At 62.7% G+C, this 19,410-nt stretch carries 11 protein-coding genes, 1 tRNA gene and 1 riboswitch; of the genes, 8 read left to right on the plus strand and 4 right to left on the minus strand.

Annotated features, from left to right (window positions below; genetic code table 11):
- Window positions 1-102: 102 nt before the first annotated feature.
- Window positions 103-4,623: an ExeM/NucH family extracellular endonuclease gene (locus tag ACZ881_RS04080; RefSeq protein WP_476113841.1), complete on the plus strand. Its 4,521-nt coding sequence runs from the start codon at window positions 103-105 to the stop codon at window positions 4,621-4,623.
- Window positions 4,624-4,712: 89 nt separating this feature from the next.
- On the opposite strand, the gene cycA is transcribed toward ACZ881_RS04080, so the two are convergent.
- Both cycA and ACZ881_RS04090 read right to left on the minus strand, forming a co-directional pair.
- Entirely contained in the window at window positions 4,713-6,179 is a 1,467-nt protein-coding gene (gene cycA, locus ACZ881_RS04085; protein WP_476112727.1) for a D-serine/D-alanine/glycine transporter, read from the minus strand.
- Between the two features lie 151 nt (window positions 6,180-6,330).
- Window positions 6,331-6,429, minus strand: a riboswitch (glycine riboswitch).
- 74 nt (window positions 6,430-6,503) lie between these two features.
- Entirely contained in the window at window positions 6,504-8,453 is a 1,950-nt protein-coding gene (locus ACZ881_RS04090; RefSeq protein ID WP_476112729.1) for an FAD/NAD(P)-binding protein, read from the minus strand.
- A gap of 59 nt (window positions 8,454-8,512) precedes the next feature.
- On the opposite strand from ACZ881_RS04090, the gene ACZ881_RS04095 reads away from it, so the two are divergent.
- A complete protein-coding gene (locus ACZ881_RS04095; protein ID WP_476112731.1) occupies window positions 8,513-10,723 on the plus strand; it encodes a prolyl oligopeptidase family serine peptidase in 2,211 nt (736 codons plus the stop codon).
- A gap of 64 nt (window positions 10,724-10,787) precedes the next feature.
- A tRNA-Ser gene (locus ACZ881_RS04100) sits at window positions 10,788-10,875 on the plus strand.
- 37 nt (window positions 10,876-10,912) lie between these two features.
- On the opposite strand, the gene ACZ881_RS04105 is transcribed toward ACZ881_RS04100, so the two are convergent.
- Window positions 10,913-12,343: an MFS transporter gene (locus tag ACZ881_RS04105; protein ID WP_476112733.1), complete on the minus strand. Its 1,431-nt coding sequence runs from the start codon at window positions 12,341-12,343 to the stop codon at window positions 10,913-10,915.
- 142 nt (window positions 12,344-12,485) lie between these two features.
- Window positions 12,486-14,651, minus strand: a complete 2,166-nt coding sequence (locus tag ACZ881_RS04110; RefSeq protein WP_476112735.1) for a RecQ family ATP-dependent DNA helicase — start codon at window positions 14,649-14,651, stop codon at window positions 12,486-12,488.
- Between the two features lie 125 nt (window positions 14,652-14,776).
- Here ACZ881_RS04110 and ACZ881_RS04115 point away from each other — a divergent pair, with 125 nt between their 5' ends.
- The 5 genes from ACZ881_RS04115 (at window position 14,777) to ACZ881_RS04135 (ending at window position 19,376) form a co-directional block, all read left to right on the plus strand.
- On the plus strand, window positions 14,777-16,195 hold the full coding sequence (locus ACZ881_RS04115) for a phosphomannomutase/phosphoglucomutase (RefSeq protein ID WP_476112737.1): 1,419 nt from the start codon (window positions 14,777-14,779) through the stop codon (window positions 16,193-16,195).
- Window positions 16,196-16,207: 12 nt separating this feature from the next.
- A complete protein-coding gene (locus ACZ881_RS04120; protein WP_476112739.1) occupies window positions 16,208-17,125 on the plus strand; it encodes a hypothetical protein in 918 nt (305 codons plus the stop codon).
- Window positions 17,122-17,577, plus strand: coding sequence for a hypothetical protein (locus tag ACZ881_RS04125; RefSeq protein WP_476112741.1), 456 nt, complete (start codon window positions 17,122-17,124; stop codon window positions 17,575-17,577). Before ACZ881_RS04120 ends, ACZ881_RS04125 begins: the two co-directional genes overlap by 4 nt.
- A gap of 22 nt (window positions 17,578-17,599) precedes the next feature.
- Window positions 17,600-18,070 (plus strand): RrF2 family transcriptional regulator, encoded by a 471-nt coding sequence (locus tag ACZ881_RS04130; RefSeq protein WP_091465433.1) that lies wholly within the window; start codon window positions 17,600-17,602, stop codon window positions 18,068-18,070.
- Window positions 18,071-18,218: 148 nt separating this feature from the next.
- On the plus strand, window positions 18,219-19,376 hold the full coding sequence (locus tag ACZ881_RS04135) for a globin domain-containing protein (protein ID WP_476112743.1): 1,158 nt from the start codon (window positions 18,219-18,221) through the stop codon (window positions 19,374-19,376).
- Window positions 19,377-19,410 lie beyond the last annotated feature (34 nt).

The raw sequence follows: 19,410 nt of genomic DNA on the forward strand, positions 1-19,410 counted from the left end.
ACCCGGGAGTAACTTCCGGTACCCGCCCACTTCATAAGACAGTGGGCGCCATTCATGGAGCCCCACAGGGCTCACTGATGAAAGTTCGAGCGGATGAAACTTATGCATTGGAAATCCTTGGCGGGCACTGTCCTGTCGGCTGGGTTAATCACCGCCCCGTTGACGGCCGCGCCGGCCTTTGCAGCTGATGAGCTCGCCGTCGGCCCTTCCCCGGTGGTGATCAACGAGGCGTATCTCAGCGGTGGCAGCAGCGGTGCCGCCTTCAAGAACAAGTTCGTTGAACTTTACAATTCCTCGGACGCACCGGTCAGCTTGGCGGGCTGGTCGCTGCAATACCGGGCAGCCACGGCCACAGCAGCACCCACAGGAATCACTCCCCTGACGGGAAGCATTCCCGCGAAGGGGTATTTCCTGGTCCAGGGTGCCACCAACAGCGGTACTTCCACGGCACCGGCGCTTCCCGCGGCCGATGTGCAGGCCACAGGAACGCTGAATCCCAGCGGAACCACTGGAACACTCGTCCTGGCCAAGCAGGCCACTGCTGTCTCTCCGCTTCCGGCGGGGTCGGTGACGGGCAACGCCGCCATCGCTGACCTCTTGGGCTATGGCAGCTCCAACACCTTTGAGACTGCCGCTGCCACCGCACCTACCAGCAACGCGGACGTCAAAAGCTTGAACCGCGCCAATGGTGTGGACACCGACTCCAACGCCGCCGACTTCAGCCTCAGCGCAACCATCACCCCCACTGCCTCCAACGGTGGCGGAACCCCGCCGGTTGACCCCCAGCCGGAGCCCGGCGTCAAGACCATTGCCGAGATCCAGGGCACCGGTACGGCCAGTCCGTTTGTTGGCAGCACCGTGACCACCAACGGCAAGGTCACCGCTGTCTACGCAACCGGCGGCTTCAACGGCTACTACGTGCAGACCGCAGGAAGCGGCGGTGAAAGCGCGGGGGCGGCGAGGACGGCGTCGGACGCTTTGTTCGTCTATTCACCCTCAACGACGTCGGCGGTCCAGCCCGGCGACTACGTGCAACTCACCGGTGTCGTCAGCGAGTTCGCCAGCCAAACCCAGCTCACCGTCGAGGCGGCAGGGTTGCAGAAGCTCACCGAAGCGGCGCCGGAGGTGAAGTCAACACCGTTCGCGCTGCCCGCCAATGAGGCCGCACGGGAAAGCCTGGAGGGCATGCTCCTGGCTCCCCAAGGTGACTTTACGGTCACGGACAACTACTCCCTGAACCAGTACGGCGAGATCGGCCTCGCGGCCGGCAAGTCACCGTTGGTGCAGCCGACGGCGGTAGCCAGCTACGGTTCGGCGGAGTACGCCGCTGTGGTGGCGGATAACGCTCTGCGCGGCATCAAGCTCGACGACGGCGCGTCCACCAACTTCCTCAAGGACGCCACCACCAAAGCCCAGCAGTTGCCGTACCTGACCACGTCGGATCCTGTACGCGTTGGCTCCCCGGCGCAGTTCCGGACCGACGTCATCCTGGGCTACGGCAACAACTCCTGGAAGTTCCAGCCACTTACCGCCCTGACCGCGGCCAATGCTGAGTCGGTTCAGCCTGCCAGCTTCACCGCGACCAGGCCTGAAGGTCCTGCGGATGTAGGGGGCAACCTCAAGCTGGCTTCCTTCAACGTACTGAACTACTTCCCCACCACAGGCGACCAGCTCGCCGGCTGCGTCTTTTACACCGACCGAGACGGCAACCCCATCACGGTCAAGGAAGGCTGCAATGCCCGCGGTGCTGCCAACGCCGAGAATTTCGAGCGCCAGCAAAGCAAGATCGTCGCTGCCATCACCAAGTCCGGCGCCGACGTCGTATCCCTTGAAGAGATCGAAAACTCCGCACAGTTCGGCAAGAACCGCGACGACGCCCTCTCCAAGCTGGTGGATGCCCTCAACGTCAAGGGCCCTGGGGTCTGGGACTACGTGCACACACCCGCCAACGCTCCCCCGCTCAGCGACGAGGACATGATCCGCACCGCGTTCATCTACAAGAAGGCAGTGGCCGAGCCCGTGGGTGAGTCCATCATCCACAACGACACCGTGGCCTTTGCCAGTGCGCGCAAGCCGTTGGCCCAGGTCTTCAAGCCGGTTGGCGGAGACGATGACAAGAAGTTCATCGCCATCGTGAACCATTTCAAGTCCAAGGGCTCCGCCGCCACCCCGGATGACACGGACAAGGGCCAGGGCGCCTCGAACATTGCCCGCACCAAGCAGGCTGAATCACTCCTCACCTTCTCCAAGGACCTCCAGGCCTCCAAGGGCACGGACAAGGTCTTCCTGATCGGCGACTTCAACGCCTACGCCAAGGAAGACCCCATCAACGTCCTCACCACAGCCGGCTACACCGACCTCGAGGCGGGTACAGGCAAGCACTCCTACCTCTTCGGCGGCATGGTGGGCTCCCTGGACCACATCCTGGCTTCCCCGGCCGCCCACAAAGTGGTCACCGGAACCGACATCTGGAACATCAACTCCGTGGAGTCCGTCGCGCTGGAGTACAGCAGGTATAACAACAATGTGACCAACTACTATGCCGGGGACGAGTTCCGGGCCAGCGACCACGATCCTGTTGTGGTGGGCCTGAACCTTACCGCTGACCAGCCGGCGACAGTCGACTTGCAGTTCCTGGGTATCAACGACTTCCACGGCCGGATCGACTCCAACACAGTCCTCTTCGCCGGAACGGTTGAGAAGCTCCGCGCTGCAGCTGCCCCCGGCGCTACCGCTTTCATTTCCGCCGGTGACAACATCGGCGCTTCCCTCTTCGCTTCTTCGGTAGCCAAGGACCAGCCAACCATCGACGTCCTGAACGCGCTCGAGCTGCAGGCTTCGGCAGTGGGCAACCACGAGTTCGACGGCGGCTGGGCGGACCTGCGCGACCGCGTCGCAGCCGGAGGTGCCAACGCGAAGTTCGCCTACCTGGGTGCGAATGTCTACCAGAAGGGCACAACAACGCCGGTCCTGCCGGAGTACAAGGTCCTGGACATGAACGGCATGCGGGTCGCAGTGATCGGTACTGTCACGCAGGAAGTTCCCTCCCTGGTGACGCCGGCCGGCATTACCGACCTCGAGTTCGGCGACCCTGTGGAAGCCATCAACCGGGTTGCCGCGAAGATCAAAGCCGAAAACCTGGCCGACCTCATCATCGTGGAAAACCACGACGGAGCCGCTTCAGGAACGCCTGAGGGCGCCACGTTGGAGCAGGAAGTTGCAGCCGGCGGACCATTCGCAAAGCTGGTCAAAGAAACCACTCCTGACGTCGCCGCGATCTTCACGGGTCACACGCACAAGGAGTACGCCTGGGACGCCCCGGTACTGGACGCCAACGGCCAGCCGACCGGCAAGACCCGACCCATCGTACAGACCGGCAACTACGGCGAGAACGTGGGCAGCGTGACCCTCACCGTGGATACCGCAAGCAAGTCAGTCACTGCTTACAAGGCCGCCATCGTGGACCGGACGACCGATACCGCTGAAAGCCTCGTCGCTGCCTACCCACGGGTGGCTACTGTGAAGACCATCGTGGACAAGGCACTCGCCGAGGCTGCCGTCATCGGCAACCAGCCGGTGGGCGCCGTGACCGCTGATATCACCACAGCCTTCACCCCGGATCCTGCCGGCGGCGCCCCCAAGCGGGACGATCGCGCGAACGAATCCACGCTCGGCAACCTGGTGGCGGACTCCCTGGTGGATACGCTCAAGGCGCCCGAACTGGGTTCCGCGGAGATCGGCGTCGTGAACCCCGGCGGGCTGCGTAACGAGCTGTACTACGCGCCGGACGGCACCATCACTTACGCCGAGGCCAACGCGGTCCTGCCTTTCGTGAACAACCTCTGGACCACTTCCCTCACAGGTGCGCAGTTCAAGACCCTCCTGGAGCAGCAGTGGCAGACCAACGCTGACGGCACCATCCCCAGCCGTCCCTACCAGCAGCTGGGCGTGTCCAAAAACGTCAACTACACCTATGACGTCGCTCGCCCCGCGGGTGACCGCATCACCGGCATTTGGGTCAACGGCGCTGTGATCGATCCTGCCAAGCAGTACAGGATCGGGACGTTCAGCTTCCTGGCTACCGGCGGTGACAATTTCCGGATCTTCAAGGAGGGCACGGACACGAAGGACACAGGCCTGGTGGACCGCGATGCGTGGATCAAGTACCTGCGCGAACACAATCCTGTCTCACCGGACTTCGCACGCCGTTCCGTTGCCGTGGCCAACACCACAGCGGCTGAGGTCAAGGCCGGCGACTCCATTACCCTGGCCGTCACCAAACTGAACCTCACCTCGATCGGCAGCCCCGCCAACGCAACGCTGAACGCCGTCTTCATGGACGCTAAGGGCGCCGCCGTGGCGCTCGGCTCGGTCCCCGTGACCTCGGGGGCCGCCACAGTGGACCTTAAGGTTCCCGCCGCGGCGGCTGCAGGCACCGGCACAGTGGTGCTCACCGCCGTCGAAAGTGGAACCGTGGTGAAGGCCTTGGTGACAGTGGCTGAGAGCGGTCCGAACCCGCCGCAGTGCACCGCCCCTACCAAGCCGTCCAAGTGGTACGACATCGCAGGATGGCTCCGGTACGCCTTTGCGTGGCTGGACTATCAGAAGTGCCTGAGGGGCTAACCCCCTGAGCCATCCGGCCTGCCGGAAGCAACAGCGGGGCCCCTCACGATCTTCTTCGTGAGGGGCCCTGCGTTTTGTTGAGAGCGCGGCTACTTGTTGGCCGGTTCCGGTTCCTGGACCCTGTCAGCATCCCGCCGGAGCTCAGCCTTGAACTCCTCATAACGGACCACATGTGCTGGCCGGCGGCGGAGGATCAACCAGGCTACACCCAGAATGACGAACCACACCGGCGTGGCCAGCAGGGCGGCGAGCGTATCCGGCTGTGTGGTCAGAGCCCACAGGACGAAGGCGAAGAACGCGAACACTACCCAGACCATCACCACGCCTCCCGGCATCTTGAACGCCGAAGAGTCGTGCAAGTGCGGACGACGCTTCCGGAAGGCCAGATAACTCGCCAAGATGATGGACCAAACAAAGACGAAGCAGACAGCGGACACCGTGGTGACCATGTCAAAGGCCTTGCCGATATCCGAGCCTGCATACATGAGGACGACGCCGGACAGCAGCAGGACGCAGGAAAGGAACAGGGCGTTCCGGGGTACTTTGCGTCCTGAGAGCGCGCCGAACACCTTGGGCGCGTCACCTTCCTGTGCCAACCCGAACACCATGCGGGACGTTGAGTAGATGCCCGAGTTTGCCGATGACATTGCCGAGGTCAGCACCACGAGGTTGACGATGGTGGCCGCTGCGCCGAGACCGGCCAGCGAGAACATGGCAATGAAGGGGCTGTGTCCGGCAGCGAACTGCGTCCACGGGGTAACGGACATCAGGATGATCAGCGCACCGACGTAGAAGAGCAGCACACGGATGGGGATGGAGTTGATGGCCTTGGGCAGGTTCTTCTCGGGGTCCTTGGCCTCGGCCGCTGTGGTGCCCACGAGTTCTATGCCCACGAATGCGAAGACGGCGATCTGGAAGCCGGCTACAAAGCCCATGAATTCGTTGGGGAAGAAGCCGCCATGGCTCCAGAGATTGGAGAAGGCGGCCGGTCCGGCGTCGGACTGGAAGCCGCTGAAAATCATGAACAAGCCAACGATGATGAGCGCCGCGATGGCGACAATCTTGATGAGGGCGAACCAGAACTCGGTCTCACCGAACGCTTTCACGGTGGCGAGGTTCAGGAGCAGGAGGATCCCGATGGTGATCAGGCCCGGCACCCAGAGCGGCAAGGACGGCCAAAGTTCCTGGGAGTACCCGGCGATGGCGATCACGTCCGCGATCCCCGTGATGACCCAGCAGAACCAATACGTCCAGCCGGTGAAAAAGCCGGCCCAGGGTCCCAGCAGGTCGGCCGAGAAGTCGCTAAAGGACTTGTAGTTGAGGTTGCTCAGCAGAAGTTCGCCCATGGCACGCATGACGAAGAAGAGCATGAAGCCGATAATCATGTAGACGAAGATGACGGACGGGCCGGCAGCAGAAATAGTCTTGCCGGATCCCATGAAAAGGCCTGTGCCAATTGCTCCGCCGATGGCGATGAGCTGGATGTGGCGGTTGCTGAGCTGTCGCTCGAGGTGGGGTGAATCTGGACCAGTGGATGGCGGGCGCTGAATCGTCAAAGGAACTCCATCGTTCAGGCGGCACAGGGTGCCACGTTGATTCGGGTTCCTCCCCGCTCTGTACGTGGACCTGAGAGTTTCCGCCTTCCTGCAGGGCAGAAAGGCTTGCACCTTCGGTGAGCCCGGTAACCGGACTGCTTTCCAGAGTTGCCTCGCCGCGGCGGTACATGGGCCTGAGAGATTCCTGGGGAGGGTTTGCTCCTACGGCGCCTGACGGGATGTACCGGCAGGACTCTCCCGCCGCAGATCAGTAGCGCGCACCACCAACTCAGTGATGCAGCTCACACCATAGCGAAGGCCGGGCAACGGCGCAACCTTGAGTCGCTAGCGGCCGAGAATGCTACGCGCTATCTCGTCGGCATCGCGAAGGGTTCGCTGGCCGCTCGCGTAAGCAGGTCCGGTACGCGGACGGGCCTCAGCGGCAATGGCTGTCCCCCACTGCGACGCAGACAATTGGAGGCCCAGGACATACAAGTTCCTGGTGATGGAACCGTTCGCGGCCAGAGGCCTGTAAGGATGCGGTTCAACGTCAAGGCCCGTGGTCTGCATGGGCGTGCCCTCAACACTCATCATGATCTTGGTGCGCACCAGCCCATCGGCCATGAGCTGTTCCAGAAGGGGAGACAGATTGATGCCCACTCTGTTGGCTGGCGACATCGCCTCCACAAGAGTCCTTGCTTCAACCGGAGCGTCGTGGACCCACGGCGAAACCGCCCGGAACACTTTGGCACCGCGGTCCACGCTGAACTTCGGGTCTGGTCCCACGAAACTCACGACGCCGGCACGCGCCAAAGCGGCCAGCTGCTCCGATCGCAGTGCAGGCGCTCCGCTTGCCAGACCTTCAACAAAAGATTCGAACCAGCCGCGCAAACCACCCAGCCACGATTCATCGGTGATGCCCCCGTCCGCTACTACGGATTTGAGGATCGCCCGCCCGGTGTGGAGGGCACCGATCGCCATCTTGACAGGGTCCGCCTCGCCCAGTGCTGATCGTCGGGCATCATCATCAAGGTAGGCCGTGATGGTGGCGTCCAGCTCGCGGCGGGAAGCGAAGGTCCGCCCAGCGAGCGGCGCCGCGAGCCCCCTCAGGTTCAGCCGGCGGGAAGCGACGACGTGTTTTTCCACGACGTTTCCCACCTCGACTTCCCAGTTCGCGGTGGTGTGCGCATGCGGTTGGAGCGCATCCTCAAGGTCGGCGAGGAACTGTGCGGGGTCCTTGATCGCGGCGGGCTGAGACCGCGCAAGTGTTGAGTAATAGGCCCAAAGTGCATCCCGGTGAAGCAACGGCCAGAGGTCATGATCGAACCCCGGCTGGATACCGGCTGCACGGAAGCGGTCCACCGCATCTTCTGTCAGGTAGCGCATGGTGATGCTGCTGGGGTAATAACCCGCCAACCCGGCCTTCGCGCGGTAAGGGGTACCCCTGCGGGACGCTGCAATGATCCTGGGCTCCCGCCCAGAAGCCCGGTACTCGAGGATACCCGTGCCAGGCGTACCAGCCTCGACGAACTTACCGCCGCGCCCCTCCGTCAACTGGCCCATGACATCGAAGAAGTTCAGACCCATGCCCCGGACCAGCACGGGTTCGTTGTCAGGCACGGCCTGCCAATCAACATCGGCAGGCGGCGCGGGCGGGAAGTACCTCAGGCCCTGCTCCTCCGCGGCGCTCTTAAAGGACCGCTGCTCCGGGTTCAACCTGGACTCGATATGGCCCAGAGCGAGGACCACGGAACCGACGGTGAGCGTCTCGCCGTTGTCGAGTTCGACGTCGAACCCGTCTTCCTTTTCGCCCTTAACAGGCTGCGCGGCGACGGCGAGCGCCTTATGAAAGGTGACCTCGACGCCGTCGGGAAGCCGTTCAAGCAGCCCCGCCAAAGTTTGGCGCAGGTACCGCCCGTACAGTGCGCGGCTGGGGAAGTCGTGCGATTCGAGGGTGGCCAGTTCCGCCTTCTCTGCATCGTTCAGTCCCCTGCCATCACGGCGGCGGGCCTCGCGCCACTGATCGAACGAACCACCCGCGAGCGGTGGGGCGAGTTGAGGGTCCTCAGGAATGAGGGTGGGATAGAACGATTGGGTGTTCATCAAGTAGAGGCGTGACTGCTCCGGCTGCCACACGTGCCCCGACCCGGCCGGATAAGGGTCCACGACATCGATGAGAAGGGTGGTTTCTGGCGGGCTGTCCGCAGCCCAGTTCGCGAGCAACCGCTCGAGGACACTGGTGCCCCGAGGGCCGGCCCCGATCAGGGCAACACGGTTGGTTTGCGATTTAGCCACGCTCAAGCCTAACTTCCTGTGACTTGCTTACTGTTGGAGAGTGTTGCTTGGATGGGGCGATGACCACCACAGAAGCTGATCAGTCGCCACTTCCCGAGAATGAGACCGCGCCGGCCCCCGGCCCGCGGCATGCAGCGGACGTCGCGCCTGAGCCGACGGATGAAAACGTTTGGCTTGAGGACATCCACGGCGAAGAGCAGCTGGCGTGGGTCCGCGAGCAGAATGCCCGCACCGAGGAGTTACTGGAGGACGCCGAGTACGCGGCCGTTGAGGCTGGCATCCTGGAGGTCCTCGACTCCAACGATCGCATCGCAATGGTCTCCAAACGCGGCGATTTCTACTACAACTTCTGGAAAGACCAGGAACACCCCAAGGGCCTTTGGCGTCGAACTACGTGGGAAAGCTATCTCACTGAGGAGCCGGAGTGGGACGTCCTGCTGGATATCGACGCCCTTGCCGCCGCCGAAGGCGTTGAGTGGGTCTTCCATGGTGTCGGCTTCCTCCGTCCTGCCGACGGCTCCGAGTACCGCCTGGCCATGGTTTCGCTCTCCCCCGACGGCGGCGACGCTGACCGCCACCGCGAGTTCGACGTCGAGTCCCGCACCTTCGTGGAGGGTGGCTTTGACGTGCCGACAGCCAAAGGCAACGTCAGCTGGCTGGATGCCGACACTTTGCTTGTGTCCAGCACGGCGGATGGGCTCCCCGCAACTACGTCCTCCTATGCCCGCACCGGGGTGAAGCTGCGCCGCGGCCAAACGCTGGCCCAGGCAGAGCGCCTCTTCGAAATCCCCGAGGACCACATGTTGGCCATGGTGGCCCACGATTCCACCCCGGGCTATGAGCGGACCTTCGCCGTGGACTACATCGACTTCTACAACCGGAATACGTCGCTGCTGCGAGACGACTCCTGGGTGGTCATCGATGTCCCCACGGATGTGAACATCAGCGCCCACCGGGATTGGCTGCTGTTCCGTCCGCAGAAGGACTGGGATGTTGCCGGTGTTCTCTACCCTGCCGGGTCCTTGCTGGCCGCGGACTTCGAGTCTTACCTGGCGGGTTCCCGGTCATTGCTGGTCCTGTTCACGCCGGATGCCCACACGTCGCTGCAGTCGTGGAGCTGGACCAAGGACTACCTCCTGCTGAACCTCCTGCGCGATGTGTCCTCCGAAATCCGGGTGTTGGACCCGGCCCGTCCCGATTCTGAAGGCGGCTGGGCCGCCACCGTCCTGGACGCCTGCCCTCCACTGCATGACGTCAATGCCTATGCCGTGGATGACGAAGACCCTGGCGCTGAAGGCAACGACTTCTGGCTGGTAGCCACCGGCTTCACCACGCCCACCACCCTGACCAGGGGGACACTTGTTGCCGGGGCGGCGAGCCGGCACGCCGAGGTGAAGCGGTCGCCGTCGTTCTTCAACGAGGCCGACTACGAAGTCCAGCAGCACTTCGCTGTTTCTGACGATGGGACCAAGGTTCCCTACTTCCAGGTCGCGTCCAAGGACTTGGTCTTGGACGGCCAAAACCCCACCCAGCTTTCCGGCTATGGCGGTTTCGAAGTTTCCAGGACTCCGGCCTACAGCGGAACAATCGGGCGGGCCTGGCTGGAACGCCGCACCCTGGGCGTATCCTCCGACGACGGAGCTGCCGCACACTCACGCGGTGGTGTCTTCGTTGTTGCCAACATCCGCGGCGGTGGCGAATACGGTCCGTCCTGGCACCGTGCAGCACTTCAGGAGAACCGGCACCGGGCATACGAGGACTTCGCCGCCGTGGCGAAGGACCTCATCTCGCGAGGCGTCACCAGCCGCCGTCGACTCGGCTGCGTAGGCGGTTCCAACGGCGGCCTCCTGGTGGGCAACATGCTGACCCAGTACCCGGAACTGTTCGGGGCTGTTTCCTGCGGGGTGCCACTCCTGGACATGCGCCGCTACACCAAGCTCTCCGCCGGATACTCCTGGATCGCCGAATACGGTGACCCTGATGTTCCGGTCCAGTGGGAGTTCATCCGCACTTTCTCGCCGTACCACTTGCTACACGACGGTGTGGAATACCCTGAGACTTTCATTTGGACAGCCACCTCCGATGACCGTGTGGGACCTGTCCAGGCCCGCAAAATGGCGGCGCGCATGCAGGCCATGGGCATCCCGAACGTCTGGTTCCATGAAGCTCTTGAAGGCGGTCACGCGGGCGCCTCCGACAACAGGCAGGCAGCAGCGCTCCAGGCCCGGAGCAACCACTTCCTGTGGCGTTCCTTGGCCGGAAGCAACTGACAAGAAGCTGTTTTGCGCTAGACGGCACCTTCTGCGTATCCTTGGTGGGCTAGCAATAGCAAAGGGAGACGTGCCAGAGCGGCCGAATGGGCTTCACTGCTAATGAAGTGTGGGGCACAACTCCACCGGGGGTTCAAATCCCCCCGTCTCCGCGAATAGGTCCCGGTTTTCGAACCGGGACCTTTTGCGTTAAGCCCGCTTCACTCCGCCGCTGACCTCCGCCCCGGCATGACGATGGAGGGCAAGGCTATCCCCCGTACTGATCAGCATCAGGAGGGCCATGGCAATGAACGCGCCCTTATAAGCCGCCACTTGGTCTGCCCCGAACACCTGGGTGGTTTCGAACAGGCGCAGGAACAGGGCACCCACGGCGATGCCTGCCGCCGCCGCCAACTGAACGAGCGTCGCAGAAATAGCGTTGGCTGAGGGCAGCTGTCCCGGGACGATGTCCGCGTACTGCACCGAGGCATACGCGGAGAAACCGATGGAGCGGAACACACCACTGAACAGCAACAAAGCGAATATCAGTGGCTCGGGTGTTCGGGCGTCCAGGAAGGCGCACAACGCGAATGTGATGGCTGAGGCAAACGATGCAAAGACGAGCACCGGTTTGAATCCAAAGCGCCTTATGAGCGGCGTGGTGGCCGGCTTGATTCCGATGTTGCCCACGAACACTGCGGCGACCATGACTCCGGCTTTGAGGGGATCCCAACCAAAGCCGTCCTGGAACATCAAAGGCAACAGGAAAGGGACCGAGCTGATGGTCAGCCGGTAAATGAAACCACCGGTGGAAGTCGCCCTGAAAGTCCTGGTCCCAAAGACGCTGAGATTAAACAGGGGAACCCCGGCTTTCCGCATCCACCACACGGCACCGGCCAGGGACAGTAACCCGGCAGCAACCACCGCCACGGCAAGCACATTGGACGCGTGGCCTCCCAAGGCCTCCAGCCCAACTACCAGGGCGCCCACGCCCAGTGTGGTGAGCAGCAGCCCGAACCAGTCCAGTCGACGCCGGGCATCAAACTGTGTTCGCGGTACCAGCCTGAGGGCGGCAATGAAAGCGGCCAGGCCGAGAGGGACGTTGATGATGAAGATCCAGTGCCACGACAGGAAGGTGGTGAGAGCACCACCCACCATCGGGGCCAAGACCGGGGCCAACAAGCCAGGCCACACAAGATACGCGGTGGCGCGGAGAAGCTCCGACTTGGGGGTGCCCCTCAACACCACCAGCGTGCCGACCGGAACCATCATGGCTCCGCCCATGCCCTGGGCCACGCGGCTCAGCGTCAGCATGGTCAGGTCCGTGCTGATGGCGCAAAGCAGGGAGGCGATGGTGAACACCGATATCGCCAGGCAGAAGATCCGCCTGGCACCGAACCGCTCGGCAAGCCAACTGCTCAAAGGAATCCCCATCGCCACCGTCACCAAATATGCGGTCATGGTGATGTTGATGTCTGCCGGCGCTACACGGAAATCGGAGGCGATGCTGGGAATGGCAGTGGTGAGGATGGTCCCGTCGAGGAACTCCATGAAGAACGTTGCCGCCACCAACAAGGCCAGGCGGGGCCGCCAACTGGTTTCGCCGGCAGCTTCGACGTCGGCGGTGGGTTTTGTGCTCATGGCTCCGGTCCAAGTTCTGGCTGGTGGCCCGCGACAGGCAAGCAGGCGTGTTTGCTTGATCCTATAGACGCAGGGTGGGAGCGATCACAACATGACGTAGTTCTACCGCCCCTTAGCTGCTCGCACTGGCTCGCGGGCGGCCCTATCCAGCTTGGGCCAGCGCCAGCGGCAGAACCGCGCCCACACCGGCTTGGCGCAAGGCACGTGCAGATACGGTCATGGTCCAGCGGCTGTCTATGAGGTCGTCCACCAGCAACACAGGCTGCCCTCCTGTGCCCGCCAAGGCCTGGGCAAGTTCGGGACCAACAACAAGCCTGTCCCAGACACCGGCCAGCCTGTAAGCGCTGTTGCCGCCGCGTGCCCCCGTCGGCCCTCCGTGCTGTGGCTGCAGCTGGCCGAGGTACGGCATCCGTCCTATTCCGGCAATTCCCTGTGCCAAGGACTCGACCAGCTGCGGCTTGCTCCGGGACGGGATGCTGATGACCGCCGCGGGTCGTCCGACGCCGCTCCACGGAGTTCCGCCCTCGGCTCCGGACCATTCGCGGAGTACCTGGACGCATGCCTGCAGCATGGCAGGATCCACGTCGCGATCCGGTGCCCCGGACGCGAACAGCTCCCGTAAAGCACCGCCCCAGCCCAAGTCGGTAAGCCTTGCCAGGATCCGCCCTTCGGAAACGCTCTCATCGGGCTTGATTTTTCCCTTGACGGACACACCGAGCCGATCCATGCCACTGGGCCACTGAAGGCGCGGCTCCACCGCTATACCCGCACGCCGGAGAGTTTGGCCTGCGGCGTCGGCCGCCGACGCTGCCACGTCCACCGGGAACCAGCGGCCGGCGCAGTTGTCGCAGCGTCCACAAGCTGCTGCCGTTTCGTCGTCCAAAACCGAGGTGATGTATTCCATGCGGCAGCCGGCCGTGTCCTGGTAGATCACCATGGAATCCTGCTCATCCACACGGGCCTCGGCGATGCGGGCATAGCGCTCGGCGTCATAGTTCCACGGCTTCCCGGTGGATCGCCAACCGCCTCCAACGCGCTCTACGGCCCCATCAACTGCCAGGACTTTGAGGAGGAGTTCCAATGGCGTGCGCCGAAGGTCCACTCTGGCTTCCAGCGCGACGGTGGACAGGGCTGAGCCCGCTTCCCCAAGCACCCTCAGCACAGACTCGGCCTTCTCGGCCGACGGCATGGATGCTGTGGCGAAGTACTGCCAAATTTCGCGGTCTTCGGAGCCCGGCAGCAGCAAAACGTCTGCGTTGGCTGCACCACGGCCGGCGCGGCCAACCTGTTGGTAGTAGGCAACCGGTGACGACGGAGCACCAAGGTGGATGACGAAGCCCAGGTCCGGCTTATCAAACCCCATGCCCAGGGCGGACGTGGCCACGAGGGCCTTCACTTGGTTGTCCTTCAACAGTTGTTCAGCACGTTCCCGGTCCGCAGGGTCCGTCCTCCCCGTGTAGGACAGGACGTTGTGCCCGGCCTCTGCAAGAAGCCGTGCAGTGTCTTCGGCCGCCGAGACGGTCAGGGTGTAGATGATGCCACTGCCGGGCATGTCGGTGAGGTGTGTCAGCAGCCAGCCCAGCCGATCCCTGGAATCGGGCAGGGTAAGGACACCTAGCCGCAGCGATTCACGCCCGAGTGCGCCACGTATGGTCAAGACTCCGGCACCAAGTTGTTCCTCAATGTCATGGACCACCCTGGAATTGGCCGTGGCTGTGGTGGCCAGAACGGGAACTGACTTTGGCAACTGTGCAATGAGGTCCGCGATGCGGCGGTAATCGGGGCGGAAATCGTGTCCCCAGTCCGAGATACAGTGTGCCTCGTCAATCACCAGGAGCCCGGTGCGACGAATGAGCTCCGGAAGCTGGTTCTCCCTGAAGGAGGGGTTGGTGAGCCGCTCCGGGGACACCAGAAGGACATCAACCTCATCCGCGGCGAGCTGGGCCAGGACCGTGTCCCATTCCAGGGCATTGGCGGAGTTTATGGCGACAGCCCGCACCCCTGCCCGGGCAGCTGCGGCCACTTGGTCACGCATGAGCGCAAGCAACGGCGACACAATCAGCGTTGGACCGGCGCCGCGGCGGCGCAACAGCAATGAAGCCACGAAGTAAACCGCAGACTTCCCCCAACCTGTGCGCTGGACTACCAGCGCCCGGCGGCCCGCATCCACCAACGCCTCAATGGCTTCATACTGTCCGTCGTGGAACCGCGCTTCCGGGTGGCCCACCAACTCACGAAGGCACGCCAGCGCCTGGTGATGGGTAGGTGATTGCACGGAAACGGCAGCGTTTGGGGAGTTGTTGGCCATCAACCCAGTATTCCAGCCGACCCTGACAGCCAGAACCTGGGTGTCCCGCTATGTGGATAACGGCTATCCACAGGTCATCTATTCAAGTTCAACCCCAACTGCCTTGCCACAGTAGGATTGAGCCCGTGACTAGCGAGCAGAACAAGACATTCGACCTCTCGGCTTCCTTCAAGGCGTACGACGTCCGGGGCATCGTGGGTGAAACCATCACGGCTGAAATCGTCGAGGCCGTTGGCGCTGCCTTCATAGACGTCCTGGGCTTGGAGGGTGAAACGGTACTGGTTGGCGGCGACATGCGTCCCTCCTCTCCGGAGTTCAGCCAAGCCTTTGCCAACGGGGCAGCCACGCGTGGCGCGAACGTCCAGTTGCTGGACCTCATCTCAACCGACGAGCTCTACTATGCATGCGGGGCCCTGAACGCTGCCGGCGCAACGTTTACCGCAAGTCACAACCCGGCCGCGTATAACGGGATCAAAATGGCCAAGGCCGGCGCCCAGCCCATCTCTTCGGAGAGCGGGCTCAAGGAAATCCAGGCCCTCGCTGAGCAGTACCTGAACACCGGCATTATCCCGGCGGCAGGCACCAGAGGCGAGATCGGCGTCCATGACGTTCTGAAGGACTACTCCGAGTACCTGCGGAAGCTCGTGGACCTTTCCGGCTCCCGTCCACTGAAGATTGTGGTCGATGCTGGCAACGGCATGGCTGGTTTAACCACCCCTGCCGTACTCGGCGACAAACTCCTCCCGGCGCTGCCTTTCGAAATCGTTCCCCTTTATTTCGAACTCGACGGCTCGTTCCCCAACCACCCGGCCAACCCCTTGGAGCCGGAAAACCTGCGTGATCTCCAGGCCGCCGTCGTCAAGCATGGCGCCGACATCGGCCTCGCCTTCGACGGCGACGCGGACCGCTGCTTCGTCATTGATGAAAAGGGCGAGCCCGTTTCCCCGTCCGCGATCACCGGAATGGTGGCCCGTCGGGAGATCGCCCGAGCCCAGGCCGCGGGTGAAGAGACCCCGGTGATCATCCACAACCTCCTCACCTCCAAGGCCGTGCCCGAGCTCGTAGCCAAGGATGGCGGCCGTGCTGTGCGGACCCGGGTGGGGCACTCCTTCATCAAGGCCGTCATGGCCGAGGAAGGTGCCGTGTTCGGCGGTGAGCACTCCGCGCACTTCTACTTCCGGGATTTCTGGAACGCTGACACCGGCATGCTTGCCGCCATGCACGTCCTCGCTGCCCTGGGTGAGCAAGACGGCCCCCTCTCCGAACTCGGACGCCAATACGAACCTTACGTTTCCTCCGGCGAGATCAACTCCGAGATCGAAGACAAGGCCGGTGCCGTGGAGCGGGTTCGAGCCGATTTCGAAACCGAAGACATCGACATCGACCACATGGACGGCAGCACGTTCAATGCCAAGGACGGCAGCTGGTGGTTCAACCTTCGCCCGTCCAACACTGAGCCCTTCCTCCGCCTGAACGCCGAAGCCAAGGACCAGGCAACCATGGAGAAGATCCGTGACCGCGTCCTTGCGCTGGTTCGGGCCTAGGAACGGGCCGGCATGACGCAGATTCCGTCCGAGGCTCGCACCTCGCCCGAATCCGAATTGGCTGCAGTCGTGGCCGAGGCTCTTAAGCTGGCTGACGCCCAGTTGGTAATCAACAAGAGCTTTGCTCCGTTCGTCTTCATGCTCCACACTGACGGCTCCATCCACCGCGGCGAAGTCCCCAAGGAAATTCAGGGGACCATGCCCCCGGACCCGCTGCTGTCCGTGAAGCTGACCATTGATCTCTTCTCGGGCCATGCCGAAAACCTCCTCGCGATGGTTGCTGTACTGGATCCGCAGGCGGGTAAGACCGAAGACACGCTCCACTTGTGGGCTGAACACCGCAGTGGCATCAGCCAAATCATCCGTGTGGACTTCACCCGCAAGAAGTTCCTGAAGCACCCCACCATGAGTGACCCCCGGGTAGAAGCTCAGGAGCCCTACGTATGGGCGGGCGGAGCCGCTCCTGCGGAGGAATGGTGGCATGAGGGACTCTCCGAGCAGGCCATCCAGGATGTTTTCGATCTTGTTGGAGCGGCCGTACCCTTCGGCCAGGATCAGTTGGGGAAGAACGGCTCGTTGGCGCCGTATGGTGTCACTACCGATCTCACGGGTGAGATCGCGCACCATATGTCATACCAAGAGCCCACCGAGGACGACGAGGTTGATTCGGAAGAGTCCCTCCAGTTATTGACAGACGGTTTCCGCCAAGGGATCCAGTCATTGCGGGGTACGTGCGTCATCAGCGATGTCCGCCTCACCCCCAGTAACGGCGAAGGCGTTGCCCTTGACGCTCTCAGGCTCCACATCGAACACACTGAAGGTCTTTCGATGCTCCTTCTCAAACCCTATGAAATCGACGAACAGTCCCGGACCGTCGCGTTCGGCGAGACAGCAGTGATGCCAACTCCTGCACGGGTGTGGTCCGCATGAGCGAACTGCCCTCCAGCGCGCCGGGTAAAGGCGAATCCGTCCAGGACCGCGAACTCCGCGAGACGCTGGGCACAGCGCTTGGGACCGCCCAGGAGCACATCCAGCAGAATGGCGGATTCTTCCCGTTTGGCATCACGCTCTCGAACGATGGTGAACTGCGGATAGTGATGATTGCCCCGGGCGAGCCGGACGAGAACGGCGACGTGGATGCCGGGCAGATGCTGACCGACATCCATGATTTGCTGCGTCAAGGCCGTGATGATTTCAAAGCCGTGGCTGTTGTGAGCGACGTCAGCTTGCCGGACCATGGTACTGACGGCATCCATGGTGCAGCCGAGCACAGGGATGGCGAAGTCCTTGCAGCAATCATTCCCTACACTCCCGCAGTGGACGGTTTCGCGTTCAGTGCCATGGAGCCCGATACCCACGAACCATCCATCTGGGTGGACTAGACCTTATCCGTGAGCTGAGCCCATGAAAATCAACGCCTTCGCAGATGTCAGCCTCCGCGCAATCATGGTGTTGGCCGCGGCTCCAGAGGGCATGCTGCTGACTACCCAAGCGGTGGCGGATGCCGTGGGAACCCCATACAACCATGTCAGCAAGGCGATGGTGCGCCTGCGTGCACTTGGATACATCGATGTTGAGCGGGGACGGTTGGGCGGTTCCCGGCTCAATGAAACCGGTCGGAGGGCGACAGTTGGCGAAGTCCTCAGGCATCTGGACAGTCGGCAGGATCCAGCTGAGTGCCAATCCCCCACCAAGAACTGCCCTCTCATCAATGAGTGCGGGCTGCGCCACGCAATGAACCGTGCCAGGGAAGCGTTCTACACAGAGCTCGATGCCGTGGTTATCGCGTCCCTCCCCCATGCCCGGCAGATGAACCCCGTGTTCCAATCCATCGGGCTCCGGCCGGAGTTCAGGACCCCGGCCACTCAGTCTTAGTCGTAGCAGGCACAACAGCACCTCCAACAGCCGGTTCTGTCCGGCTTGCAGAACTCTTCTACGCAGTGTAGAAATTGGATATAGATATAAGCATTCTAAATGCCTATATATTTGGTCGACTAAACCGACCCCTACAGCCAGGAGAACCATGCTCTCGGAAAAGTCCCGCCCCACCATTGAAGCCACGCTGCCGCTGGTTGGTTCACGGATCGGCACGATCACCGTCGACTTCTACAATCGACTCTTCGCCGCGCACCCCGAGTTGCTCGATGGACTCTTCAGCCGCTCCAACCAGCGTTCCGGAGATCAGCAGCGGGCGCTTGCGGGGAGTATCGCCACCTTCGCGACCCACCTCATCAACAATCCGGGCACCCTCCCCGAAAAAGTACTTTCCCGCATTGCGCACAAGCACGCCTCCCTCGGAATCACCGAGGACCAGTACGGAGTGGTCTACGAACACCTTTTTGCAGCCATCGCCGCGGACTTGGCCGACGTCATCACTCCGGAGATCGCTGAAGCATGGGCAGAGGTGTACTGGCTCATGGCAGACGCACTGATCAAACTGGAAAAGGACCTGTACGCATCTCAGGCGAACCACAAAATGTGGATGCCCTGGCGTGTGACCGGCAAGGACCCGGCAGGCACTGATGCGGTGACGTTCACCCTGGAACCGGCAGACGACACCCCGGTAACGCCGGCAGAACCCGGTCAGTACGTCAGTGTCAAGGTCCATCTTCCGGATGGCCTGCGCCAGGTGCGCCAGTATTCGCTTTCCGGTGACGCGGGCACGAGCCGGACCTTCACTACCAAGCTGAACGACGGGGGTGAGGTGTCCACCGCCCTGCACGCCGGCGTCGAACCCGGTGACATCCTCGAAATTTCAAACCCGTACGGGGAGATTACCCTCAGAAACGGTGACGGCCCCGTCATCCTGGCCTCTGCAGGTATTGGCTGCACCCCCACCGCTTCCATTCTGCGGTCGCTCGCTGAGACGGGCACGGATCGGCAGATCCTGGTCCTTCACGCCGACAAGACCATCGAGAACTGGGCGCTCAGCGGCCAGATGACCGCGGACGCAGCGCGGATCGACGCGGACCTGCAGCTTTGGCTCGAGTCTCCCCACCCCGGAACCAACCACGGCTTCATGTCGCTGCGTGAACTGGACATGCCCGCAGACGCTTCGCTTTACCTTTGCGGCCCCCTCCCCTTCATGAAGAAGATCCGCGATGAAGCCATTGATGCCGGAATTCCAGCTACCCGGATCCACTACGAAGTGTTCGGCCCGGACGTGTGGCTCGCCAACTAGGGCACGCACTCCAGCGGGGACAATAGCCCCAAGC

The organism is Paenarthrobacter sp. TE3676 (assembly GCF_056279165.1).